This window comes from Emticicia fontis (assembly GCF_054779675.1).
Genome location: NZ_BAAGXU010000033.1, coordinates 1 through 24959 on the forward strand (window position 1 = coordinate 1; position 24959 = coordinate 24959).

General features: G+C 37.2%; 20 protein-coding genes. 6 read left to right on the forward strand and 14 right to left on the reverse strand.

Annotated features, from left to right (window positions below; genetic code table 11):
• Positions 1-50: 50 nt before the first annotated feature.
• From ACYVFA_RS15380 to ACYVFA_RS15415, 8 genes are all read right to left on the reverse strand, one after another.
• Positions 51-686, reverse strand: coding sequence for a hypothetical protein (locus tag ACYVFA_RS15380; protein WP_460472730.1), 636 nt, complete (start codon positions 684-686; stop codon positions 51-53).
• 27 nt (positions 687-713) lie between these two features.
• Positions 714-2117: a site-specific integrase gene (locus ACYVFA_RS15385; protein WP_460472731.1), complete on the reverse strand. Its 1404-nt coding sequence runs from the start codon at positions 2115-2117 to the stop codon at positions 714-716.
• Positions 2118-2574: 457 nt separating this feature from the next.
• A complete protein-coding gene (locus tag ACYVFA_RS15390; RefSeq protein ID WP_460472732.1) occupies positions 2575-3420 on the reverse strand; it encodes a ceramidase domain-containing protein in 846 nt (281 codons plus the stop codon).
• Between the two features lie 104 nt (positions 3421-3524).
• The gene (nagA, locus tag ACYVFA_RS15395; protein WP_460472733.1) at positions 3525-4718 is read right to left on the reverse strand and encodes an N-acetylglucosamine-6-phosphate deacetylase; all 1194 of its coding nucleotides are present in this window, start codon (positions 4716-4718) and stop codon (positions 3525-3527) included.
• A gap of 24 nt (positions 4719-4742) precedes the next feature.
• Positions 4743-5474, reverse strand: a complete 732-nt coding sequence (locus tag ACYVFA_RS15400; protein ID WP_460472734.1) for a glucosamine-6-phosphate deaminase — start codon at positions 5472-5474, stop codon at positions 4743-4745.
• 6 nt (positions 5475-5480) lie between these two features.
• Entirely contained in the window at positions 5481-6875 is a 1395-nt protein-coding gene (locus ACYVFA_RS15405; protein WP_460472735.1) for a Gfo/Idh/MocA family protein, read from the reverse strand.
• A gap of 57 nt (positions 6876-6932) precedes the next feature.
• Complete coding sequence (locus ACYVFA_RS15410) at positions 6933-8207, reverse strand: sugar MFS transporter (protein WP_460472736.1); 1275 nt, start codon at positions 8205-8207, stop codon at positions 6933-6935.
• A 105-nt stretch (positions 8208-8312) separates the two neighbouring features.
• Complete coding sequence (locus tag ACYVFA_RS15415) at positions 8313-9140, reverse strand: SGNH/GDSL hydrolase family protein (protein WP_460472737.1); 828 nt, start codon at positions 9138-9140, stop codon at positions 8313-8315.
• A gap of 544 nt (positions 9141-9684) precedes the next feature.
• Here ACYVFA_RS15415 and ACYVFA_RS15420 point away from each other — a divergent pair.
• The 4 genes from ACYVFA_RS15420 to ACYVFA_RS15435 are packed head-to-tail and all read left to right on the forward strand — an operon-like array spanning position 9685 to position 15571.
• Entirely contained in the window at positions 9685-11424 is a 1740-nt protein-coding gene (locus ACYVFA_RS15420; protein ID WP_460472738.1) for a DUF4091 domain-containing protein, read from the forward strand.
• Positions 11425-11449: 25 nt separating this feature from the next.
• Positions 11450-12568: an SGNH/GDSL hydrolase family protein gene (locus ACYVFA_RS15425; RefSeq protein WP_460472739.1), complete on the forward strand. Its 1119-nt coding sequence runs from the start codon at positions 11450-11452 to the stop codon at positions 12566-12568.
• Between the two features lie 59 nt (positions 12569-12627).
• A complete protein-coding gene (locus ACYVFA_RS15430) occupies positions 12628-14700 on the forward strand; it encodes an AAA family ATPase (RefSeq protein WP_460472740.1) in 2073 nt (690 codons plus the stop codon).
• Positions 14672-15571 (forward strand): hypothetical protein, encoded by a 900-nt coding sequence (locus tag ACYVFA_RS15435; protein ID WP_460472741.1) that lies wholly within the window; start codon positions 14672-14674, stop codon positions 15569-15571. The genes ACYVFA_RS15430 and ACYVFA_RS15435 overlap by 29 nt, the downstream gene beginning before the upstream one ends.
• 34 nt (positions 15572-15605) lie before the next feature.
• Here ACYVFA_RS15435 and ACYVFA_RS15440 read toward each other — a convergent pair whose 3' ends face one another.
• The 6 genes from ACYVFA_RS15440 to plsY all read right to left on the reverse strand — a co-directional run bounded on the left by ACYVFA_RS15440 (position 15606) and on the right by plsY (position 22334).
• Positions 15606-16595: a vWA domain-containing protein gene (locus ACYVFA_RS15440; RefSeq protein WP_460472742.1), complete on the reverse strand. Its 990-nt coding sequence runs from the start codon at positions 16593-16595 to the stop codon at positions 15606-15608.
• A gap of 94 nt (positions 16596-16689) precedes the next feature.
• Positions 16690-17511 (reverse strand): N-acetylmuramic acid 6-phosphate etherase, encoded by an 822-nt coding sequence (gene murQ / locus ACYVFA_RS15445; RefSeq protein WP_460472743.1) that lies wholly within the window; start codon positions 17509-17511, stop codon positions 16690-16692.
• 77 nt (positions 17512-17588) lie between these two features.
• Entirely contained in the window at positions 17589-18707 is a 1119-nt protein-coding gene (locus tag ACYVFA_RS15450; RefSeq protein ID WP_460472744.1) for an FG-GAP-like repeat-containing protein, read from the reverse strand.
• 106 nt (positions 18708-18813) lie between these two features.
• Positions 18814-20199: an FAD-binding oxidoreductase gene (locus ACYVFA_RS15455; protein WP_460472745.1), complete on the reverse strand. Its 1386-nt coding sequence runs from the start codon at positions 20197-20199 to the stop codon at positions 18814-18816.
• 9 nt (positions 20200-20208) lie between these two features.
• A complete protein-coding gene (locus ACYVFA_RS15460) occupies positions 20209-21588 on the reverse strand; it encodes a M20 family dipeptidase (protein WP_460472746.1) in 1380 nt (459 codons plus the stop codon).
• A 134-nt stretch (positions 21589-21722) separates the two neighbouring features.
• Positions 21723-22334 carry a glycerol-3-phosphate 1-O-acyltransferase PlsY gene (gene plsY, locus ACYVFA_RS15465; RefSeq protein WP_460472747.1) on the reverse strand — a complete coding sequence of 204 codons (612 nt, stop codon included), beginning with the start codon at positions 22332-22334 and terminating at the stop codon, positions 21723-21725.
• Positions 22335-22800: 466 nt separating this feature from the next.
• Between plsY and ACYVFA_RS15470 the strand changes: the two genes are divergently transcribed.
• A complete protein-coding gene (locus ACYVFA_RS15470; RefSeq protein ID WP_460472748.1) occupies positions 22801-24189 on the forward strand; it encodes an MATE family efflux transporter in 1389 nt (462 codons plus the stop codon).
• Positions 24186-24782: a ribonuclease HII gene (locus ACYVFA_RS15475; protein ID WP_460472749.1), complete on the forward strand. Its 597-nt coding sequence runs from the start codon at positions 24186-24188 to the stop codon at positions 24780-24782. Before ACYVFA_RS15470 ends, ACYVFA_RS15475 begins: the two co-directional genes overlap by 4 nt.
• The last annotated feature ends 177 nt before the right edge of the window (positions 24783-24959 follow it).

Below are 24959 nucleotides of genomic sequence, written 5' to 3' on the forward strand. Positions count from 1 at the left end.
GCATTTAGCAAAGGTCTTTATTCATTTTTACTATTCAAATTTTAATGCGTTTAACCTGTTGCAGGAGGTCTTTTTATATTATCTATAATTTTTGGACTAATAGGTTTTTTCAAATTGTCGATTTCATTACTGTAATAAATATTAGTCACATCTATTAGTTCATCCAAAACTCCAATTCTATCAAAAATTGCGTTTAAAATAATATCTGCAATTTCTTTTTCAATTAAATAATCTCTCCAATTAATTCCGTTTTTAACTCTAATAAACGAAGCATATAAATCATTAAAAAAATCGAGAGAATAAAACTCTGAATCACTCATATAACCATACTTAAACATCTTTTCCTTTGCTTTAAATAAAAAACCTCTTAAAGCATCAAGGCGTCTTAGAACTCCTTTTTGAAGTTCAATATTCATTAACAAAAATTCATTATAAACATTTAAACTTAGATATACCAAATCATTTTTATAAGTATCTGCATCTGGGTCTAACTTAAAAGGATATAGAGGTATATTATTCTCGAATTTGGCAATAAATTCAAGGTAAAGATTATGCTCTTTATCATACTTACTTGCATATATGAATTTACTAATCATATTATAACTAGGGTCAAATTTTTCAATACTATCTAACTCAATAGACCTGAGTTCATACTCAAATGAGTCTAAATTTTTTGTAATTTCCATTTAATTAGAATTGATAGATTTATATTATTACAAATGCTTTCTAACAATATCAGAGTGTTTTTTCTTAGATGTCTTTATATATTTAAGGAAACTTTTTTCGGTTTTATGTCCGGTTATCTGCATTAGTGATATTGGTGGTGTCCCTCTTTCATAAGCATTAGTAGCAAATGACCTGCGAGCGGTATGGCTTGACACTAATTGCCATTTGGGTACTGTTTCCTCAAATTGTTTCCCTCCCTTTGTTATAGCTCTTGTTTGGGGGTCATGCAAGATTTCTACCATCTGAGCTATTTCTTTAATATATTCGTTAAATTTTTGATTGGTAATGGCAGGAGGTAATTGATTATTATACTTTTTCAGAATTTCTAATGCAATCTTATTTAATGGAACAATAACCTGGTTTTTTGTCTTATATTGAATAATATCTACTACAAAGTCTTTTCCATCTTTTTTAATATTATCTGGCTTTATATCGGTAAAGTCTGAAAAACGTAAACCTGTATTAGCTCCAATAATAAATAAATCTCTGACCTTATCTAACCTTATATTCTTTGATAAATCAAGTAAGTATAATTCTTTTAATTCCTTTTCGCTTAGTGCAATACTCTCAGATTCAGTTTCTACTACTTTAAAAGCTTTTGATTGAAATTTCAAATTTGTATTAATCCCATTTTCAGTAGCTTCACGTAAAAACGTCTTTAAGGTCGAAACGTGTTTTCCCATTGTGGCAGGTGCATAATCTTTCACCTTTGCCATATAAGAATTAAAATCTTTGTAGAAGTCTATATCTATTGTACTAAAATCAATAGTACGTTTATATAATTTAGCGAAGTCTTTTAAAATGCTTTGAGTAGTGCGATAACGTTTTATAGTTCTTTCATTAACATTACCCCCATCAATTAAACGTCTGCCTGTCTCAGAGTCTTTAATAAAGATTTCTATATAATTAAATAAAGTAATTCCCTTTGCAGGAGGGCGAATAAAAGCCTCTATTTGATTAATTAAATCCTCTTTAGATAGTTTTTTCTTTTTACTACGAGCTTTGATTATAATGCCGTTTATGAATGAATTAAGGTCATATGCAAATTGCTCAATTTCATCTTTTCCATTAAGGTAATTTTCAATTTCTAGCTTTAAATCCTCTTTTTCTAAATTAGCATTACTATTGACAAATTCTGAAAGTTCATGCAGGTAGTTATTAACAAAACTGATAATGTCAGAATCATTCTTCTTTTGTAAGATATTTGGCGGTAAACTAATTTCAGGTAATGCGACCTGCTTTACTTCACTCTTTTTAAAATCCCAATGTTTAGGCAAAATCTTTATACCAGTTGAGACATATAAATTTCCCTTACCAATCCTTAATCCTACATAAATAAGTTGTGGCTTCTTTTCAGTAGCTTTGCGAAGAAAGTAAAACGCCTTAGCCATTGTTTAATGTTTTTTAGAATGAATAATACTTGTAACTCGACACTACAAATATAATCATAATAAAGATGGTTAAGCATTGGTTAAGCGTTTTTCTTAATGAATACAGTATTTATTTTAATGTAGTTTAATAGAGAGGGTATGAGAGAGAGTTTAACTATCTTAAAATCAGTAAGTTATATATGATAATCAAATAGTTAGAAAGAGAATGCATTAAGCAGGTTGTAGCACTGTTCCCGCTACTCAAAAAATCAGGCAGTTACATTAAATGTGGCTGCCTTTTTATTTTCCCCCAAAAACAAATCAATTTTCTCTCTTATTCAATTAAGTGTTTCTTCGCAAATTAGCCCCCTTTTCTAACTACTCCTCAACTTTTAGGCTTGATCATTTACTGATTCCTATTTTATGCAAAGTTTCTTCATTGTATTGAATACTTTTGTTTTAAAAAGCCTCAAATCAATTATATCTCTGTTTTTCTGCTTAATACTAATTTCCCAAATCTGAAAAAAGCATAACTACAAAAACTGCTTAAAGCAGTTAAGAAATGCCATAAGGCATGTCCTTGATAGAGTGAGTAAGGGTCACAACTTACTTTCTGGACATCTAAGGTTCGTATTTTAAGGGCAACGACGATTAATACAAAACTCAGAATTACTAAAAGAATGGAACGCTCTTTCCGAAGTTGAAAATAGTTAATTACATTCATGACGGTTAATAGTAAAATCATGGCAGGCAACAAAATCGAACTCGAAACCAATAACGCAATTTTAAAGAATGCCAGAATAAACAGTATCAACAAGCCCGCCCAAAGGTATTTAGCATTCGTGGATAAACGTATTTTATAGAAAATATGATAAAAACCAATGCTCAATAAAGTAATAGAAATGCCATAAGTACCATTCATATCTACTCTTTGTCCTGCATATGTAAGAGAAGCATGGAAAAAAGCACTCCCAAAGCTAAGATAGATAAAGCAGATTCCCATTAGTACAGATAACAATGGGAATTGCTCCATCCTGTTCAGCGGTTTTTTATATTGATTTTTATAATCCTCCCAAGCAATTTGTATAATCAGAACTCCAAAAAAGAAGTAAGATAGATTGGAATAAGTATTCATCCGTTGATGAAAAAACCGGGTTATATCATTAAACTCACAATACTCAACAGTTAATGCCGATTTACTAATGCTCATACCATCCCAGATATGAGCAGACAAAAACGTATTGAGGCATATCCAAATCAATAACATTCCGGCAGTAAAATAGGCAGATTTAATTAGCAGTTTAGTAAATACATGGCTTGGCATAATACAAAATTTTGGAGTTCTAGTTTGCAGTTTGTTTTGAGGTTGTATTCTTTAAATTAATAGAAATCTAGCAGTTATTTATTTAAATTGTAATAAGAAGATACTTACTCTTCTAAAGTTTTTTGATAGACAATATCCCCACCAACAATAGTACTTCTGATTTCAAAATCCTTATCAAAAATTACTAAATCAGCGTCGAAGCCTTTTTCTATTTTCCCTTTGGAGTTTTGTACTTTCATGATTCTGGCGGGTGTAACTGTGAGCATTTTTATTGCTTCCATGATTGATACACCTACGCTTTCAACAAGATTTTTCAAAAGCCTATCGGTAGTGGCTACACTTCCTGCAAATGAAAGCCTGTCGGGTAGTTTGGCTACACCATCTTCTACTATTACATCAAGCCCATCTTCCAGACTCCCCAGTTTGCTTGTACTTACATTTGTTCCGGCTGCGCGCATAGCATCAGTAATAAGCGCCATACGGTCTGAGCCTTTAATTTTATAAACCAACCGAAGTAGTTCTGCTGGCAGATGTTTTAAATCGGCTATTACTTCTACGTCCATATCGTCTATCAAGAAAGCACTTTCAACCGTACCTGCATAGCGGAAACCTTCTTTTCTGGTTACGCCTACCATGCCAGAATATAGATGTGTCATTAAGGAATAACCCACTTCCTGCGCTTTAATAACATCGGCATATAAAGCTTCTGTATGAGCTATGGCAGCGATAATATGATTCTTTGTCAGGGCTTTCCCGAATTCAATCGCACCGGGTAGTTCAGGTGCGGCACTCCAACGGGTAATAAACGGAAATCGGTTGAGAATTTCATTGTATTCACCAGCATCTGGTAAGCGTATATATTTGGGGTCTTGTGCCCCTCGTTGGCTCATAGCAAAATAAGGTCCTTCTATATGAACACCCAAAAAGCAAGCCCCTTTATATTGAGTCTTCGTGGTTAGCTCGTAGGTTTCAAGCGTTTTTATGAGATTCTCTTTGGTAGAAGTGAGAGTAGTGGGTATCATTGCAGTAGTACCATATCGGGCATGCGTAATAGCAATTTGCTGAAATGCTTTTATAGTATTATCCATAAAGTCATAACCACCTCCACCGTGTAGATGAATATCAATGAAACCCGGCGATACAAAGTTACCTTCTGCATCAATGGTATGTGCTTCTTCAATGTCAACAGTATTGGTAAACACCCCATCAATTTTCCCGTCTTTCACTACAAGAGTAGCGTTTTCAAGGATTTCATGGGGTGTAATTACCTGTGCATTCACTATTTTGGTAAATCTCATACTCACACTTTATCAGATATAATCCTAAAGTAGGCTTGCTGAATCAACGTCTAAATACAATTCACAATCGGGATGATTCTGAAGAATACTTGCCGGAAACAAAGGGCTTCTCGCTTGCTTAATTGTATTCTTAACTGCCTCTGCTTTTCTTTGGTCAGGCACAGAGCAAACAATACTTTTAGATAACATGATTTGTTTAACAGACATACTAATGGCCTTTTGTGGCACTTCATCCAGACTATTAAACCATCCTTCCCCGAGTTGTTGCTGGCGACAAGCCAGGTCTAAATCAACCACAATATAAGCCTGCTCGGTTTCAAAATCGGCAGGAGGGTCATTAAAAGCCAGGTGTCCGTTTTCTCCGATACCTACCAAAGCTACATCAATTGGATGTTGACTGATTTTTTCGCTAAGTCGTTTTAATTCTTCATCAATATCGCCCTCACCATTAATCAGTGTATAGCTCATTAATGCAGGTACTTGTATAATGAACCTTTCTTGTAAGTATTTTCTGAAACTCGCCTGATGGCTATCTGAAAGACCGATATATTCATCCAGATGAAACATATTTACTTTAGACCAGTCAATATCACTATCTTTTAATAGGTTTGAAATTGTCTCAAACTGACTGCTTCCGGTTGCTAAAATGATATTGACCTGCCCGTTTTCAGCAATTGTTTTCTTAATTTTTTTTGCCGCACTTTTCCCCGCTTTCTCTCCTAATTCCAGGTTGTTTTCGCTAACTATTATCTCCATCGCTGATTAATTGAATTTTCTTATGCCCGTATTTCCTCCTTTCGACATCGTGATGTCTACAGGCTCATTTGTTTTCCAGTTGCCTCTTGTAAAATCAGGTACATCAATTGATTTTGACCTGTTTTTAACCGAAGCCTCACTCAAAGGAGCCACTGAACTCCAAAGCGCTGCATCATACACATCCTGATCGAGTGGAATACCATTGCGTAAACAATCAATCAGGCGCCAGTCCATCATAAAGTCCATACCGCCGTGGCCGCCCACCTGCTTAGCCATTTCGCCTATTTTTTTCACGATAGGCGGAGTATATTGTTCCTGTAGTTTAGCCATCGTCTCTTCATTTACCCATTCGTGTTTGTGGTCTGAGATTCTTCCGGGTTCAGGATATTTGAGCGCAATACCATTGGTACCACTCACCAGATGAATACGCGAGTAGGGGCGAGGAGTCGATACATCGTGCTGAATCATGATGGTTTTTCCTTTCATTGTTCGGATGGTCGTTACATCCATATTTCCTCTCAATTTCTTATCGGCAAATTGCTGATAATAGTTGTTGGTCTTGGCTTGTTCTACTGCAATATCATGGAGTGTAAAATCATTCGATTGCACAGCAACCAGATAATCCATTCTATCTCCACGATTCAGATTCAATACCTGACCCACAGGCCCGAGTCCATGCGTTGGATACAAACAGCCATTGCGTAGGTTTTCTTTCAAACGCCAGTTGTCTGAATAACTACCATCTGTCATCAGTTGATTTCTCAAATCATGCAAATAAGCGCCCTCTACATGTATAATCTCTCCGAAATATCCCTGACGTGCCATATTGAGCGTCAATAATTCAAAGAAATCATAGCACGTATTTTCAAGCATCATGCAATGCTTTTTGGTTGCTTCTGATGTTTCAACCAATTGCCAGCACTCTTCCAGCGTTACAGCCGCAGGTACTTCTATTGCCACGTGTTTGCCTTGTTTCATGGCATACACAGCCATTGGCGTATGTAAATGCCAGGGCGTAGCAATATAAACCAGATCAATATCTGGTCTATCACACATTTTTTTCCACGAATCCTCATTTTCATAATAGAGGTCAACTTTTATCCCCATTTTTTCTAGCTTAGCTGCTGATTCACGGGCTTTCACTTCTCGTTTGTCGCAGATAGCTTTGGTTTCTACTCCCTCAACCCGGTTAACTCTCATTACCGAGCCACTTCCTCTATTGCCCACACCAATAAAACCAATTCTCACGGTATCGATTTTAGGAGCCGCATAGCCAGACATATTAAAGGATGCTTTAGCTGTACCCTTATTTAGTTCTGATGCTTGCGCCTCCCAGTTTGCAGCGAGTGTAAGAGCTGAAGCGCCGCCCATTTTTAAAAAGTCTCTTCTATTATTTTTCATTTTGTTCATGTGTTCGGCTTGTTTGAGAAGCCTGTTAAGGTTGTTGTCAATAGATGTTTACTTATTTTTCCAGTTTTTAAGACTATAACCGTAAAATGTATAGAAAATCAGATATAAAAAGCAAGGTATTAAAATCCAGTAAGCTTTTTGTGGGCTTGAAATATCTGCAAAGTGTCCATAAATTAAAGGCATAATAGCGTTTCCACTAAGTCCCATAATCATGAGTGAAGAACCAATTTTTGTAAGATTCCCCAGCCCTTTAAGTGCCAGTGGCCAGATGCCTGCCCAGATAAGCGAATTAGCCAAACCTAGCAATACGATAAACCAGATGGAAACATCCGTCGAAACGCCCAGAAAAGCTACTTTTCCGCTCGTAAAAATAATGGCAATACTGAATAGTAAGCCGAGAATGGTACAGATTTTCAAGGTAGTATGCTGGTTAACAAATCTGGGAATCAGGATAATACCCGTGATATAACCCGTAATGGTCATGCTCAGCACATAAGAAGGAAAAACTTTGGCTACATTGAGCGAAAGCCCCTGAAAAACACCATAATTAATGATGGTATCTACAGCAATTACCTGTGTGCCGACATGAAAAAATATGGCTATCGCCCCTAATATCAGGCTAGGATATGATAAAATTGATTGATTCCCTGCTTTCTCATCTTTTTCATGTTCGATTTCAGGCAGTGACGAGAAATAAATTAAAGTACCTAGCAAGAATAAGGCAAAGGCTATTACTCCGTAAGGCAATATGACTCTATCCAGTAAATGGCTTAACAACTCTTGCCTTGCCATTTGATTCTCAATACTCAGATTTTCAATGACTTTAATATCGGTGGGTTTCAGAATAATAAAAGAGAGGATAAGCGGGGCTATAATACCCGCACCTTTATTGCAGATGCCCATAATGCTGATTCGCTGTGCCGCACTTTCGAGCGGGCCAATAATCGTAATATAAGGATTCGACGCCGTTTGCAGAATAGATAAACCAGTGCCAAGCGTAAACAAACCTGTAAGAAAAAGCCCATAACTTTTCTGCATGGCTGCCGGAATAAAAATCAAAGCCCCAAGCGCCATTACCCAAAGCCCAGTGACAATACTCTTTTTATAACCAAACTTATTCAACAATATTGAGGAGGGCAGCGAAATAACCAGATAAGAAATATAGAACGCAAAAGCCACCAGATAGGCTTTGAAACTGGTAAGCTGAAACGCAATTTTGAAGTAAGGAATCAGAATCGCATTCGACCACGAGATAAATCCAAAGATAAAAAATAATGTCGCCAGAATAAGAACATAACTCAAATACGATTTTTTTGATGCCATTGTGGCTCTGGATTTTAGGGTTGAATAGGTATCCTAATAACTATACTGCATTTTGTTTTCTAAAGACTATTTTTAGTAAAATGCAGGTATTTGGCTAATAATTTATCAGTATTTCTTCATTATCTTTATCAGGGGTTTGGCTATTAATTCATAACCTTCATCAGAAGGATGCAAGCCATCATAAGTTTTAGCAATAGACTCTACCGGATAAGGATATTCATCCGTTTCAGGATTGAAAGGGATATTGATAAAATCAGGGAAAGTATAGTTTTTGTAGTTACCTGTTTGTGGGTCTTTCAGGCGTTTGAATTTAACCAGATGCTCCATCTCCAGACCTTTGGTATGGTACAGATCAACCACCGGAAATTTCTCAAATTTACCAATCGAGTCAATAGCATAGGCAAATGATTCAAGTGTTTGTCCGCTCTTATTTGGCTTATATGAGCCATAAGCATTATTCTTAAAATTGGCTATATATACAAAATCAACTCGTTGCATAGGCGTAATCAGAATAATCGGTGCCGTCGGGTTAAGACTACGGAGTTTATCGACAATAATTCTGAAAGAACCATAGACTGTATTATTACCTGTATTATTTTTATAATCAGTCAATTGCCCTAAAGGCCTTCCTTGCCACCAGTCATTGGTGCCCAGAAAAATAGAATATACATCTGCTTTAGTCAACCCTAGTTTTTCAATACCATTAGCGATTCCTCCCGAAGTCCAGCCATTATGCCCTTGATTGATATATTTAATATTGGTGAGTTTTTCAGTAACCAAGGTCATATAGCCTTTGGTCACCCGATCTCCGGTTTCTTTCTGATGGTCGTTCAGATAGGTGATTGAGTCGCCGATAGCAACCCACGAAATTTCTTTAAAATTAAATGAACTGATAAGTGCTATCAGTACAAGGAGGGCGGTGAGTTTTTTCATAGTTGAATGTTCAAGGTTGAGTAAAGATAAATATTTTTGTACGGTTTAGTATACGTTTATACTTGAACTTATTTAACATGTTAAAATGTCAGCTAATGAAATGGTACGTCGTCGGAATAGCTACGCCTTCGTACCTAGTACTACCTCAGAGCAAAAAGGTAGTCACCGTAGCGTCTACCTTTTCTGATCCCCTTTGAGTGGCTGGTATTTTCACAGACTCCGAAATCACCTGTCGGCAAGAGCCTGTTTTCAGTGTTCAAAAACAAGTCGTGCAATTTTTTATTGATTTAAATATGCTCATAATAGGCACTAGTTATTATCTGGATTGTATCCAAGACTGGCGCTCCCTAAATTTCCGACTAACGATTGTCTTTTCAAAGTGTTTGGAGAGGTTTTTAGTATAATCGTACTGTTGTGTTATTCTCTAAGCGATGATCAATGCTCTTTCAGTAGTAAAGTATTACAAACTCTACAATATTTTTACTTAATTTGAAATGAAATTTAACCATCTATTCAGAAAGGACAAAACCTATAAAACACACGAATGAAAAAATTAGTAGTAATCGCTTGTTGCCTGTTCACACAAATAGTAATGGCACAAGATGTAAGCCTTGCCCTACAAAAAAAGCCTGACACCAATCCTGCACAAGTAGCTGCGCAATGGAGTAAAGTTGCCAGCAACGCCCAGGTGAGCTTTGCCAATAGCAGCAAACGCTTCGCTCAGGAATTACCCCCAGAAACTAAGCAAAACGATACCTGGACTGCCAGCGCATGGAAAGGAGAAAAAGTAAATACCCAAATATTGGTGTGGAGCAAAACCAACCTGAATAATGTTACGGTTGAGATAAGTGATTTGAAAAATACTAAAGGTGACCTCATAAAAAAGGATAATATCAGCACAGGCTTTTTGCAATATGTGATGACAGACGAGTTCAGAAATGGTTGCGGTTACCGTAAACCAAATGATTTTGATTCGTCGAAAGTAGCAGATATTATCAATGTAGATATAAAAAGCATGCAGGTACAAAAGAACACAACTCAACCGGTATGGGTGAGCGTGAAAGTGCCTGCTAATACAGCTCCCGGAATTTATTCGGGTACCATAACGCTTAATGCCAATAAAAAACACTCATTGAAAGTTGCGCTTACAGTGGTTGATAAAACCTTACCTCCACCAGCTGAATGGACATATAGACTAGACTTCTGGCAACATCCATTTGCGATTGCACGCGTGCATAAACTAGAGCCCTGGAGTGATGCGCATTTTGCCATGATGCGAAAGTACTACACCATGCTGGCCGATGCAGGACAGAAAATCGTTACCACCAGTATTGTAAACGAACCCTGGGGACACCAGACGTATGACGATTTTCCAAGCCTGATCAAATGGACAAAAAAGAAAGATGGCTCATGGACGTATGATTATTCGTTGTTTGATAAATACGTAGCTTTTGTGATGAGTTGCGGTATTAACAAGCAGATTAATTGCTACAGCATGGTGCCGTGGAAAATTGCTTTCACTTATAATGACGAAGCCGCAGGAAAAGAAGCCGTTTTCACTCAGGCCATCGGCACACCTGCTTACAATGAGTTCTGGGCTACTATGCTGACAGATTTTACCAGGCACCTAAAGGATAAAGGTTGGTTCGGTATCACGACCATCGCGATGGACGAGCGCCCGATGCCTGCCATGCAAGCGGTCATTAAACTCCTGAAAACCATTGACCCAAATTGGAAAGTGTCTTTAGCCGGAGATTACCATGCTGAAATTGAAAACGATATTTATGATTATTGTGTAGCTTCTAGATGGAAGTACCCGGAAGATGTTCTACAAAAACGTAAACAACAAAATAAGTTAAGTACGTGGTATACCTGTTGCGCAGAAAAATATCCGAATGCCTTTACATTCTCTCCGCCCGATGAAATGGTGTGGATGGGTTGGTACACAGCTGCCACCGGAATGGATGGCTATTTGCGTTGGGCCTATAATAGCTGGCCTAAATCGCCATCAACTGACAGCCGCTTTACAGCATGGCCTGCCGGAGATACTTATCAGGTATATCCGGGCGCTTTATCGTCTGTCCGTTTTGAGAAAATCATAGAGGGCATACAGGATTTTGAGAAAATACGATTGCTTCGCAAAGAGTACCAAAGCAAACAACAGACAGCTCAGCTAAACAAACTGGAAGCCGCCTTAAAAACATTTGAAATCAAAGACTTAGCCACAGAAACCGCAGAAGAAACAGTAGCCAAAGCTAAGGGTCTTTTAAATGAGATTAATTAATCACTAACTCACTCAATCACTCAATATGAAAACCCATCGTTATTTCTATTTCTTATTGATATTAATATCCATACCCTCATTTGCGCAGCAAAAATGGTGGAATCCTGCAGAGGCTACTTTCCCTGTGATTGAAGGGAGAGCCTGGCAGACAGATTTAGTAAGACCTTACGACCGGCTGCCCGCCAAAGCAGAAAAAACGGTTAGACAAGCAGTCTGGTCTTTGGGGCAAAATACCGCAGGAGAGTACATCAGATTTACTACCGATGCTACTGAAATTACAGTTCGTTACCAGATTTCAAAAGCCAAAAGTTTGGATCATATGCCTGCCACAGGGGTAAGCGGGGTTGATTTATATGCTTTAGATATGAATAATAATTGGCAATGGGTAAGAGGAGCCTATAGCTTTGGCGATACGGTGCAGTATAAGTTTACCAATGTAGTAGGTACTGTACCTATCAAAGAGTTCAGGTTATATTTGCCACTATACAATATCCCTAAATGGATGCAGATAGGCGTAGGTAATAACAAAACATTTAAGCCAATACAAGTTAGTAATGAGCAACCATTGGTTTTATATGGTACTTCAATTATGCAGGGAGCCTGTGCCAGCAGACCAGGATTGGCATGGACAAATATTTTGGGTAGAAAATTGAACGTACCTATAATTAATCTAGGCTTTTCAGGCAATGGAAAATTAGAGCAGCCTGTTATTGATCTGATGAATGAAACCAATGCCAGGCTTTTTGTATTAGATTGTCAGCCCAACCTGGTTGATAAAAAGACCTATCCTGAAGCAGATATACAGAATCGTATCCGTACATCGGTTAAAAGTCTGCAAGCGAAGCACCCTGATACACCGATTTTATTAGTCGAACACTGTGACGGGGTTCAGGAAGTAGAAATTGATAGTTCAGTTATTAACAGATTCAGATGGACGAGTGATGTTTTAAATAAAACCTATGTAGCTATGAAAAAGGAGGGAGTAAAAAATATCTATCTACTCACCGCCAAAGAAATAGGCTTCGACTCATCTTCAACTGTAGACGGTACTCATCCGACAGATATAGGCATGATGAAATATGCAGATGCTTATGAAAAGACAATTAGAGGTATTTTAGGAAACAAGGGTAGTAGGAAGAAGTAGATTTATTAGTTTACTGTTCTAGTTAATCAATATTCTGAAAATTTTAAAGTTATAAGCTAATGCAACTTCTTTATGCTTGGATAGATAATTATATTAATATTCATCAGCAGGGATTCAATTTTAGTGCTGAATATGAAATAGTATTTGATATATCAAGCAAAGAATTAAGAATTGATATAAATGAGAATTATATTGACAATTTTTTCGGTGATAAATTTTCAAATATAACAGCAATTATTGGAGAAAATGGTGTTGGGAAAAGCAGTATATTAAAATTTAAAGATTTAGGATTTTATATAGTAAAGTATAGAAATGAGATTTTATTAATTTTTCAGAAAGATAACTTTAAGAGTATAGCGATAAAAAGTGATTTAGTTATTCGCAAAAAAAAAGGAGGAAATAGATCAAGTGATTTATTTAAAGATGTAATGTTTTTGAATTATGCGTATAATTATGAAGCTAGTATAAATTTAGTTCGGAATTATCACTCATTTTATGATAAATATATTGCTGATACTTTTGAAATGCATGATATATCAACAGATTGGATACTAGCCCATAATTATTTTGTAGCTCCCCACGAAGAAACTCATATTTTATATAAATATCAACTATATGAAACTTTTATTCAAGCGGAATTTCTTTTTGCAGGTTTTAAATCTAAATTACCATTTGAGGTACCTGAGGAATTGACTATTTCGTTTTCATTGAGAGATGAAATTAAAAACCTGAAAGCTGTAATAGAATCAATTTCAGAAAATTTTCCAGAATGGTTAAGTGAATTAAATATAGAAGAAAATATAGACCAAGAAAGAGTAATTGAAAATATAAATGATTATGCTGAAATAGAGGCCAGAACACTACAAAATATTCTTAAAGTTTATTTTCAAGAATTTAAAAAATTAGAAAAAAGAATAGCTAATAGTGAAAATTCAATTGAAAAGGATTTGCGAATTCAAGATATGACAGAATTTCAACTATTGTGGTCAATCTTTTTAAATTTCTTGAATACATACCCTGCGAATTCAGAGCCAGATGTATTAGGGTCATTTATTAATTGGGAGGTTAATTGGATTGAATTACCAATAAATAAATGGTTTTATCCTTATTTTGAGAATAGAATTATCCAATATCATATTAATGAGGTTTATATAGGGTTAAAACATGAAGATGAAATTAAGGGCTGGCAGAAGGTAGGCAAAATGGCAAGATCAATTGTTAAATTAATGAAAGGAAATACTATTAAATGTCTTTCAGATTATAATAAGAAAGATTATTTTTTTAATAGTTATGCAGATTTTGATTTCCCGAATAATTGTGCCTTTAGTTTAGATATTTCTCAAAAAGAGCATTTTAAATTATATTTAGAGACTTTTTTTTATAATTATAAAGACGTTATTTGGAGCGATAGAATTGATAGCATGGGGTTTCTAAATTTTGAATGGAGAAAAGTTAGTTCTGGTGAAAGAGCTTTTATTTCTCAATTCTCTAGAATCTATTCGTCCATTTTTAATATAGAAGCTATGAGTACTTCAAAATGGGGAATTAGGAAAATAAATCATATTATTTTAATTATAGATGAAGGGGAGATAGGTATGCATCCTCAATGGCAAAAAAAATATTTGAATACCATTATTGAAACTTTGCCTATTATATTTCAAGAGACTACAATAGAAAGTATTCAGTTAATTTTAGCGACACATTCTCCCTTTATTATTTCAGATTTACCTCTCTCTCATATTATATTTCTTTCAAAGGATGGTAACAACAATTGTATAGTTGAAAAGAATCCTCTTCATGATAGGAAGCCAACATTTGCATCAAATATTCATACTTTATTTGCAGATAGTTTCTTTATAAATAATGGATTAATAGGTGATTTTGCTAAGAAAAAAATTAATGAAGTTATAGAAGATTTGCTGTCAGAAAAATCAATTAATGAAATAAGGGAAGTAGAAATTAGAAAAATAATTAATGCTATTGGTGAGCCATTGATAAGAAAGAAATTAATGCAATTATTTACTGATAAAATAAATTTAAATATTAATGGTAAAATTAGAGAATTAGAAAAGGAGATAGCAGAATTAAAAAGAACTAGAACTAATGATTCAAATAAAGGGAAGAAATCTTGAAAATCTTGCTCAAGAACATTATGAAAAAATAGAACCTTATATAAAAGCGAATCTTAATAATAAGGTAGGTCAACTATATAAATACATTAAAACAAATTTAGAGCAAATAATTAAAGGAAAACCTAAAGAATTAAAAGATATTATACAGAATTTTCCAGCTTATGACAATAGTTCGATAAAAAAAATTTTTGATTATGATAGATTCATAGATAAGAAAAGGAAGTATAATGCTTATTTATTAGCTGAAAGGTTAAAAGTTAATGTATGTCCATACTGTAATCGCCAATATACTTTTACCATTAATAAAGGTAATAAAGGAGTTCGTCCTGATTTTGATCATTTTTATTGCCAAAAAGATTATCCTTATTTAGCGTTATCTTTCTACAATCTCATACCGTCTTGTCATATTTGTAATTCGAATTTCAAAAAGGATGAGAAATTTGATATTGACACTCATATACACCCTTATACGGAAGGGTTTGAAAATGATGTAAGATTTACAATTCTACTGAATCCCAAAAGTGGAATAGATATATTCTATGGAATAGAAAATAGCTTCGAAATATGTCTAAATTTATCTACATTAGATTTAGAAAAAAAAGAAAAAGTAAAACGAAATATTACAGTTTTTAAACTTAATATAATCTATAATGAGCATAAAGATTATGTAAAGGAAATTCTACAAAGATCTATATTATATGAGGATACTTATCTAGAGAACCTATTTAATCAATATGAAGGAACTCTTTTTAAGAGTTTAGGAGAAGTTCAAAGAATGGCTTTATCAAATTATGTTCAAGATGAAGATTTAGAAAAAAGAGTTTTATCCAAATTAACAAAAGATATTTCTGAAGAACTAGGGATTTTGTAGGTAATACATGAATATAAAAAATATTTACCCCCCCTCAATCCTCCAAAATATTCCCAACAAAAGTATTTTTAAAGAAGAAGGCTACTAATAGGAAGGCTACTGCCCAGTTGAGGTAGATATAGTAAAAATCTTCTACGTCGCGGTAGACACTGTCTTTGATTCTTACTTTTTCCAGACGGTTGATTTGCTCGAAGATGTTTTTGAGTGTCTGGTTATCGGTGGCTCTGAAAAATTGCCCGTTGCCTTGCTGAGAGATTTGCTTGAGTGTAGATTCATCCACTTTTACATTCTGGCTGTTTTTTCCTACCAGAATCGTATACACTTTGATACCGAATGATTTGGCTAAATCGGCAGCTGTAGATGGGTCAAGCGTTCCGGCTGTATTGTCTCCATCACTTAAGATAATGGCTACTTTACTATTGCCCGGCACATCTCGCAGACGGTTGATGCAAGTAGCCAAGGCGCTACCAATAGCCGTACCGGAAGTCTGTATCATGCCACTATTGATTTCATCCAGATACTCATTCAACATATCATAGTCTGTCGTGAGTGGACAGATAGAATAAGAATCTGCCGCAAAAATCACTAAACCGATGCGATCCTGAAAACGTCCTTTGATGAATTCTCGAGCCACATTCTTAGCGGCATCCAATCGATTCGGATTCAGGTCTTTTTCTAGCATCGACTCTGAAATATCCATCGCCAGCATAATGTCTATGCCTTCCGAAAACTGCTCTTTGCTTTCTTTTACCCGCTGCGGGCGAGCTAATGAAAGTAGCACACAGGTAATACCCAGAATAAAAAACAAAGGAGGAAGGAAACGCAGATAACTCACCAGACGGGTTTGTAATTGAGGATTACTCAAAGATAAACCTAATTTCTGCTGGCCTCTGTTATAAAACAACCAGCGAAGCAAAAATAAAAAGGGGATTCCGGCTATGGCATATAGATAGAGTCTATCAGCCCAAACGAACGAACGCAGGGTTTGAGGAGTAAGCCAATCTATCGAAAACCAATCCCACATGGTGATTTAGTGAGTTAGTGAATGAGTGATTGTTGTATTAAGTAATCGAGAGAAATTAATCACTAAATCACTCATTCACCGCAGCGGCGGCCGCTCAATTTTTATAATTATCAATCGCATTTCTAACACTACCATATTGAATGACCAGCGCATGAGCTTCATCATGAGGGATTTTCAGTTCGTTCATCACCATTCGGGTAGCTCTTTCAACCAGTTTTAGGTTGGTCAACTGCATATCTACCATTTTGTTGCCTCTTACGCGTCCTAGTTGAATCATCACTGAGGTAGAAATCATGTTCAATACCAGTTTCTGGGCAGTGCCTGCTTTCATACGGGTACTACCTGTCACAAACTCTGGTCCAACTACAGCTTCAACCGGATACTCGGCTTCCGCGGCTATGGCGCTGCCTGTATTACACACCACACAACCCGTCAGAATACCTTTCTGGCGGGCAGTTCTTAAACCACCTACTACATATGGCGTACGACCAGAAGCGGCAATGCCAATCAATGTATCTTTTTCGTTGATTTTATATTTTTCTAAATCTATCCAGGCTTGTTCAATATCGTCTTCGGCATTTTCAACGGCTTTTCTGATAGCTTTGTCGCCACCTGCCATAATGCCCACCACCATTCCATGAGGTACACCAAAGGTCGGAGGACACTCCGAGGCATCAACAATCCCTAAACGCCCACTCGTACCTGCACCAATATAAAAAATTCTACCACCGGCTTTCATGCGGGGTACTATCTGGCTTACTAAAGCTTCAATCTGAGGAATACACTTTTCGACAGCATGGGGCACTGTCTTATCTTCATTATTGATATTTACTAATAATTCATGCACCGACATCTTTTCAAGATGATCATAATGCGAAGTAGATTCGGTTGCCAGTTTTTCTAAGCCAAGAGACATAGTATGTTTTTATAGTAGTTTTGTTTTTCTTATGTATCACGATTTTTCAAATCGTACAGACGGTATACCGCAAACATTTAGCGATTCCAGTAAATAATCAGGTTTTTAGAGGCTCTGCCTGCGGCAATTAAATCTATCTTTCCATCACCATCCAAATCAGCACTTTGCATATCTTCGCAAGCCATCGTATTATCGTCTAATGTATACTCACTCCATTGTGCAAGCGTTGCGTCTGGTATATAGAATTTAATGCCCACCTTTTTATCCTTATTCGGTTCTCGCCAGCCTACCGCTATTTGTGGTCTGCCTATTTTCAGAAAATCAGCTAAAGCAAGCGCATGCCCCTGATTCAGATTTTCGTTGAGCACAACAGGTTCTTTTGTCGCACTTACCCAAACCAATTTATTCCCATGCATGGGCTGAACGGTTGCAAAATAGCCATTTTTGCCCACTTCTGTATATTTTACTTCTCCTATCTGCATATTTTCATATGCTTTGTCCAATTTCTCCCATTTATCGGTGTATTGATAGGTGCGTAAACCCTCTTTTCCGCCGATAGTGAGCAGGGTAGTATTTTTATCTTCTTTTATCTCAAAATTATGTGTCAGGTGCATAGTCGAATCAATTAAGCTTCGCTTCCACTCTGTTTTAGGGTTTTTAGGAAGATGATATCCCCAGATCTTTACTCCGACCCCTTCACCATTTTTATTACCCAGACCATGTAGCGGAACCACTACCAATTGATAGGTGTTTTTAGTCTTTACCCACTTCATGCGATGAATAGTTACTTCGTGATGCAACTCAACTGCTTCCCATTTCTGTGTAGGGTCAGCAGGGCGAATCAGGTAATGTACCGAACCTGATTTAGTCAGGTCATTCGTTTCTCCCGGATTCCAGTTAGCACCAACGGCAACTTCTACTTTGCCATCTCCATCTATGTCTCTTGCGGCAATACAAACATTGTCGCGAGCCGTCAGATTCTCAATCATTACAAACCTTTTCCAGTCGCCATTCCTGTACCAGACAAATTGTTTCTGGTCGGCCATCAATATATCAGGCTTTTTATCTCCATCCACATCTCCGATAGCTAAGCCGTAGCCAATACTTACCTGATTGTCAATCGTTTGAGGTACAAAATTGGGTGTTTGAGCGAAACAAATCTGAACACATAGCAGAGCGCAAAGAAAAGTTTTCATAGGTATGAGGGGCGTCAATGAAACATTTGCAAAGTTTATAATAAAATTTATTTATTACGAATTCAACCGCAATAAACTTTGCGAAGGGGAGACCGGATAAGCAAATTTAATCAGTCGCGGGTAATAATTTGCCCGGATTCATAATATTCAAAGGGTCGAGAGCTTTTTTGATTGCCCACATGGTGTTTACAGCTTCACCATGTTCTAAGGTCATGTAGGAAAGTTTACCAATACCTATTCCATGCTCGCCTGTACAAGTGCCTTCCATGTCCAAAGCTCGTTTTACTAATCTTTTATTGAGTACTTTGGCTTTTTCAAGTTCTTCAGGATTATTGGAGTCAATCACAATAGTCAGGTGGAAATTGCCATCGCCCACGTGCCCTAAAATCGGTGCATAAATGCCCGTTTCCTTAATGTCCAATTGGGTTTCAGTAATACATTTAGCTAATCTTGAAATCGGTACACAAACATCAGTCGACATCAATTGCCCGTCTTTTTTATAAGCTACAGAAGCAGGCGCGGCATCCGTACGGGCACGCCATAGTTTTATGCGAGCCGCTTCATCTTTTTCCCAGATAAATTCTTTCGCACCAAAACGCTGCGCAATAGCCTCTACCTGTGCAACCTGTTCTTCTAATTCTACCTGCGACCCATGAAACTCTAAAAAAAGCGTTGGTACTTCGGCATAATTTAATGAGGAATAACGGTTAATAGCCCGCATCATCTGCTCATCTAGCAGTTCAATTTTGGCAATAGGTATGCCTCGCTGAATCGTTTGGATAGTTGTATTGACAGCAGCCTCAACTGTGGGAAATGCACAAACGGCCGCGTAAATGGCCTGAGGATAACTATGAAGCTTGAGGGTTAATTCGGTAATGATACCCAAAGTGCCTTCTGCCCCAACAAAAAGATGGGTAAGGTCATAACCAGCAGAGGATTTTTTAGCCTTACTTCCGGTTTTGATGATTTGTCCGTCTGGCAATACTACTTTGAGTGATAGCACATTCTCTTTCATGGTACCATATCTCACGGCATTTGTACCTGAGGCACGAGTACTTGCCATGCCGCCCAGTGTAGCATTTACACCCGGACCAATCGGAAAAAAGAAACCTGTCCCTTGAAGCGCTTCATCTAATTGATTACGAGTGACACCCGGTTGAATAGTCGCATACATATCCGCATGATTGATTTCCAGAATCTGATTCATCAATCGGAGGTCTATGCAAACACCTCCTTTTACAGCTAAAATATGTCCCTCAACTGATGTACCTGCGCCAAATGGAATGATGGGTATCTGGTGAGCCGAACAAATCCTGACGATTTCGGAGATTTCTTCAACAGAAGATGGATACACAACCCAGTCAGGCGGCGTACAGGCATGATAACTGAACCCAACGCCATGCTCGTTACGAATCGTTTCATTATCCACTACGCGGTCGTATAATAGCTGTTGTAGTTCCTCAAAAACGATTTGTTTCGATTGTGTATCCATCCGTATGGCTTATTTCATTAATTCGGCATAATGCTTATAGAATAAAGGAATAGTTTCGATTCCCTTAAAGAAATTCACTAAACCATAATGCTCGTTTGGTGAATGTAATGCATCAGAATCCAGGCCAAAGCCGAACAAAATAGATTTTAAACCTAATTCTTTTTCAAATAAAGCTACAATCGGAATACTCCCACCACCTCGTGTTGGTACAGGCTTCTTACCATAGGCTTCTTCCATCGCCAACATCGCTGCTTTATAACCAGCCGATTCAGTTGGCGTTACGTAAGGTTGTCCACCATGGTGGCGGGTAACAGTTACTTTCACTGTTGGCGGAGCAATAGCTCTGAAATGCGCATCAAATAATTCGGCTATTTCTTCCCAGTCCTGATCTGGCACTAATCGCATCGAGATTTTAGCAAAAGCTTTCGATGGTAACACAGTCTTTGAGCCCTCGCCAGTATAACCTCCCCAGATACCATTCACATCTAAAGTCGGGCGGATAGAAGCACGCTCACGGGTAGTATACCCCTTTTCGCCTGTTATTTCTGCTATATCTAAATCTTCTTTGTAATCTTCTACACTAAATGGCGCAGCTTCTAAGTCGTCTCTTTCTTCCTGGCTTAGTTCAATTACTTTATCGTAGAATCCTTTTACTGTTATCTTGCCATCAGCATCATGCAAAGAAGCAATCATCTCACAAAGGACATTTACCGGATTAGCTACTGCGCCACCATATACACCTGAATGTAAATCACGATTCGGCCCTGTGACTGATACTTCCATATAAGTCAAACCACGTAAACCAGTTTCTACTGATGGAATATCATTAGCAATAATCGAAGTATCTGAAATCAGAATCACATCGGCTTTCAGTTTCTCTTTGTTTTCTTTCACAAATGTACCTAAATGCTCAGACCCCACTTCTTCTTCTCCCTCAAACATAATCTTTACATTACAAGGTAAATTGCCATCGGCCAGCATCATTTCAATGGCTTTTACGTGCATATAAATCTGCCCCTTATCGTCGCAAGAACCACGGGCAAAGATTGCTCCCTCAGGATGTATTTTTGTTTTTTTGATAGTTGGCTCAAATGGCGGAGAGTCCCATAGTTCATAAGGATCAGCAGGTTGTACATCATAGTGCCCATATACCAGAATAGTAGGTAAAGAAGCATCTACGATTTTTTCGGCATATACTACCGGATGCCCCGCCGTAGGCACTATCTCGGCTGTATCAAGCCCTGCGGCTAATAGTTTTTCTTTAATATATTCAGCTGCACGAATCATATCAGGCTGAAATTTAGAATCGGCACTGACAGACGGAATTCTTAGAAAATCAAACAACTCGTTTAGAAAACGGTCTTTGTTCTGGTCTATATAAGTACTCATAGATATGTTTTATTGATACCCAAGCGCATTGGGTAAATGTGTGACTTATTCGGTAATAAAACGCAAAAAGTTATCGCTTCTTTACTACAAAGTAAAGTAATTGAAGGAGAGAATACAATTTTAGAAAGAGGGAATTATTTTTTGGCGCCGAATTTATTTTCGGTTCCGCTCATCAGACGCTGAATGTTGTGACGATGCGTAAATACCAGAATAAGGAACAAGGCAGTGCCAAAAGCAATATAATAGACATCGTGAGTTGGATTGACATTCCAGACATTCAAAGCAATTTGTATCGGAAATGCCAGGGCACCAAGCATAGAGCCCAATGAGACATATTTGGTAAGAAAAACAATGATAAAGAAAACCACCATACAGATGATAACAGTCATCGGAAAAGAAGCAGCTATAACCCCCAATGCGGTTGCTACCCCTTTACCTCCTCTGAATTGTGCAAATACCGGATACAGATGCCCGATTACGGCTACAAGACCCATAATCAAAGGCAAATAGTTATCGGTATCTGGAAACAAAAATTGTGCGGAAAGAACGGCGAGAAAGCCTTTGAGAAAGTCGATAATAAGAACGATAATGCCTGCTTTTCGACCGAAAGTACGTAAAGAATTGGTTGCCCCTGCATTGCCACTCCCATGTTGGCGAACATCAACCCCATGAAAAATTTTACCATACCAAACAGCCGTAGGGATAGACCCTAACAAATAGGCAAAAATGACGCCCATTAGAATCATACTATTTCTCTTGTTTAAATGATGAAATTGCAAAGCTAGATAAAAATTGTGAGATTTGAAGATTTAAAATTTCATTAAAAGGTGTATATTGTTGATAATGAGGATATTATGGTTTAAATTTTTTTTAATGAAATTGTATATTTTTCTTAAATTATTATTTCTTCTTTAAACTCATTTTGTAAATAGGTGATATTCAAAACTTTATATCTTTATGCATAGAAATTACTAAACCGTTTTAGGCGAATCTGAAATTTTTTCACCAAAGATTAAATCTTTTTCTGAAAGTCAATGTTCTTTTAGTAGAAATACTATTTTTATGAGTTAAGATATAAGCCTGAGCTAAGTTTCCCACAACTGACTTTAATTCCTGAGAGAGTATGCCTGTCTTTTGAGCCTTCTGCTAAAGACTATTGTACAACAATCGCAAATCCGGTAAATCTCAGACTTATTATTTCCTTCATTGGCTATGAAAATAAATCTATTATCAGCTTCTTTCAAAGAAGAAACGAGTAAAACTTTGTCACTGGCTTTACCTATTGTAGTAGCTCAGCTAGGTACTATCCTGATGGGGGTAACCGACAATATTATGGTAGGGCATTATCTGGGCAAAATAGGTCTGGGGGTATCGGGCATTGCCAATTCTATTGCCTTTGTCATTTCATCAATCGGTATAGGTGGGCTTGCCGTAGTGGCACCATTAATCTCTAAAGCCAAAGCAGAGAGGAATGTACCTGAAGTCAATCGACTTTTCAGAGCGGGTTTATGGGCGGCGCTTTGGTTTAGCCTGATATTAGGTGCCATCGGATTTATCTGTATTTATTTCTTTGATATTTTTCAGCAATCTCCTGAAATCAACCAGAAAGCTCCAACCTTTATGGGGATTATTGTCGTATCAAGCACATTTGTATTTATTTTCGCTGCTTCCAAGCAATTATCTGATGGTCTTTCGCGCACTTATGTGGCTATGATGATTACCATAATTGCGCTTATTATCAATCTTATCTTTAATGTAGTATTGATTAACGGGTATTTAGGGTTTCCGAAAATGGGTCTGAATGGTTCGGCAGTTTCTACACTTATTACCCGAATACTGATGGTGATTGCGATGTTCACTTATTTATTCAGAGCCAAGACCTTTCAGAAATATCTGAAGAAAAAGCATAACCCATTACCTGTAGGCGACTTAGTGAGATATATCTTTAAAATCGGTGTGCCGAGTGGCTTACAATTCTTTTTTGAGATAGCTGCTTTTTCATTAGCAGTCGTCATGATGGGCTGGCTAGGCGAAAACCAGTTGGCAGCTCACCAGATTGCCATCAATGTGGCATCTACTACTTATATGATGGCAGCAGGTTTAGGCGTAGCAGGTGGTATCAGAGTAGGAGAGGGAAGAGGCCTAAAAAATATCTCTAAAATAAGAACCTCTGGCAATGTGGCAATTTTATTAGTAATAGCTTTTATGACATTAATGATGTTATTGATTATTGTTTTGAAGCGTTTCCTGGTAGAACTATATATTTCAGATATTGAAGTAATTGAAATAGCCGTAAGATTGATGTGGATAGCAGCGGTTTTCCAGTTGTCAGATGGGATACAGGTAGTTGCTTTGGGTATTCTTCGTGGAATCGCCGATGTAAATATTCCAACCTGGATAACGATGTTTGCCTATTGGGTTGTAGCTTTGCCACTCGGTTATTTTCTGGGCTTTACTCTGAAACAGGATGCTATCGGTATATGGATAGGATTGTTTGCAGGCTTAACCATGTCGGCCGTGTTACTAACCTCACGCTTTTATTATCTGGTTGGTAAAATCCAGAAATCTGAACAATATTCTTTAGAAACAGCAAGTGCATGAAAGAGAAAAATCTTTTGTCGTATTACAACGAAAGACTAATAGAAGCAGGGCTTGACGAAGCAGGCAGAGGTTGTCTTGCCGGGCCTGTTGTAGCTGCAGCAGTCATTTTGCCAAAAGATTATAAGCACTCGTTGCTGAATGATTCGAAGCAACTGACAAAAAAACAGCGGAATCGATTAAAAGATGAGATTATCAGAGATGCTTTGGCCTATGAAATAGCAGAGGCGTCAGAGGCCGAAATAGATAAGATAAACATCTCAAAGGCAAGTTTTCTGGCTATGCACCGGGCGGTAGAAGCCTTGACAATACAGCCGGAACACCTTTTGGTAGACGGTAACCGATTTGTGACTTACCCCCTTATCCCGCATACTTGTATCGTAAAGGGTGATGAGAAATTTCTATCGATAGCAGCGGCTTCGATTCTTGCTAAAACCTATCGGGATGATTTAATGGAGCAATTAGGATTAGAATTCCCCTCTTATCGCTGGCATGAAAATGCGGGTTATCCAACTCCATATCATCGCAATGCTATTCTCCAAAATGGCTTGACTCCTTATCATCGGTTGACTTTTAAGTGTATAAAGTTGTTTTAGATAAATGTATCACGATTTTTCAAATCGTCTGCGTAAGCTAAAACAATGCAACGATTTGAAAAATCGTGATACATAAAAAAGGGTGGCACAGTTTCAAACCGTGCCACCCTTTTCAATATAATGTCACGTCCTGAAATAGCGATACATTAAAAAGTATCGAAGATGGGAAATCAAAAC

Coding starts and splice junctions, on each gene's coding strand:
- ACYVFA_RS15380 (WP_460472730.1), bottom strand. CDS start 686: ATGGAAATTACAAAAAATTTAGACTCATTTGAGTATGAACTCAGGTCT.
- ACYVFA_RS15385 (WP_460472731.1), bottom strand. CDS start 2,117: ATGGCTAAGGCGTTTTACTTTCTTCGCAAAGCTACTGAAAAGAAGCCA.
- ACYVFA_RS15390 (WP_460472732.1), bottom strand. CDS start 3,420: ATGCCAAGCCATGTATTTACTAAACTGCTAATTAAATCTGCCTATTTT.
- nagA (WP_460472733.1), bottom strand. CDS start 4,718: ATGAGATTTACCAAAATAGTGAATGCACAGGTAATTACACCCCATGAA.
- ACYVFA_RS15400 (WP_460472734.1), bottom strand. CDS start 5,474: ATGGAGATAATAGTTAGCGAAAACAACCTGGAATTAGGAGAGAAAGCG.
- ACYVFA_RS15405 (WP_460472735.1), bottom strand. CDS start 6,875: ATGAAAAATAATAGAAGAGACTTTTTAAAAATGGGCGGCGCTTCAGCT.
- ACYVFA_RS15410 (WP_460472736.1), bottom strand. CDS start 8,207: ATGGCATCAAAAAAATCGTATTTGAGTTATGTTCTTATTCTGGCGACA.
- ACYVFA_RS15415 (WP_460472737.1), bottom strand. CDS start 9,140: ATGAAAAAACTCACCGCCCTCCTTGTACTGATAGCACTTATCAGTTCA.
- ACYVFA_RS15420 (WP_460472738.1), top strand. CDS start 9,685: ATGAAAAAATTAGTAGTAATCGCTTGTTGCCTGTTCACACAAATAGTA.
- ACYVFA_RS15425 (WP_460472739.1), top strand. CDS start 11,450: ATGAAAACCCATCGTTATTTCTATTTCTTATTGATATTAATATCCATA.
- ACYVFA_RS15430 (WP_460472740.1), top strand. CDS start 12,628: ATGCAACTTCTTTATGCTTGGATAGATAATTATATTAATATTCATCAG.
- ACYVFA_RS15435 (WP_460472741.1), top strand. CDS start 14,672: ATGATTCAAATAAAGGGAAGAAATCTTGAAAATCTTGCTCAAGAACAT.
- ACYVFA_RS15440 (WP_460472742.1), bottom strand. CDS start 16,595: ATGTGGGATTGGTTTTCGATAGATTGGCTTACTCCTCAAACCCTGCGT.
- murQ (WP_460472743.1), bottom strand. CDS start 17,511: ATGTCTCTTGGCTTAGAAAAACTGGCAACCGAATCTACTTCGCATTAT.
- ACYVFA_RS15450 (WP_460472744.1), bottom strand. CDS start 18,707: ATGAAAACTTTTCTTTGCGCTCTGCTATGTGTTCAGATTTGTTTCGCT.
- ACYVFA_RS15455 (WP_460472745.1), bottom strand. CDS start 20,199: ATGGATACACAATCGAAACAAATCGTTTTTGAGGAACTACAACAGCTA.
- ACYVFA_RS15460 (WP_460472746.1), bottom strand. CDS start 21,588: ATGAGTACTTATATAGACCAGAACAAAGACCGTTTTCTAAACGAGTTG.
- plsY (WP_460472747.1), bottom strand. CDS start 22,334: ATGATTCTAATGGGCGTCATTTTTGCCTATTTGTTAGGGTCTATCCCT.
- ACYVFA_RS15470 (WP_460472748.1), top strand. CDS start 22,801: ATGAAAATAAATCTATTATCAGCTTCTTTCAAAGAAGAAACGAGTAAA.
- ACYVFA_RS15475 (WP_460472749.1), top strand. CDS start 24,186: ATGAAAGAGAAAAATCTTTTGTCGTATTACAACGAAAGACTAATAGAA.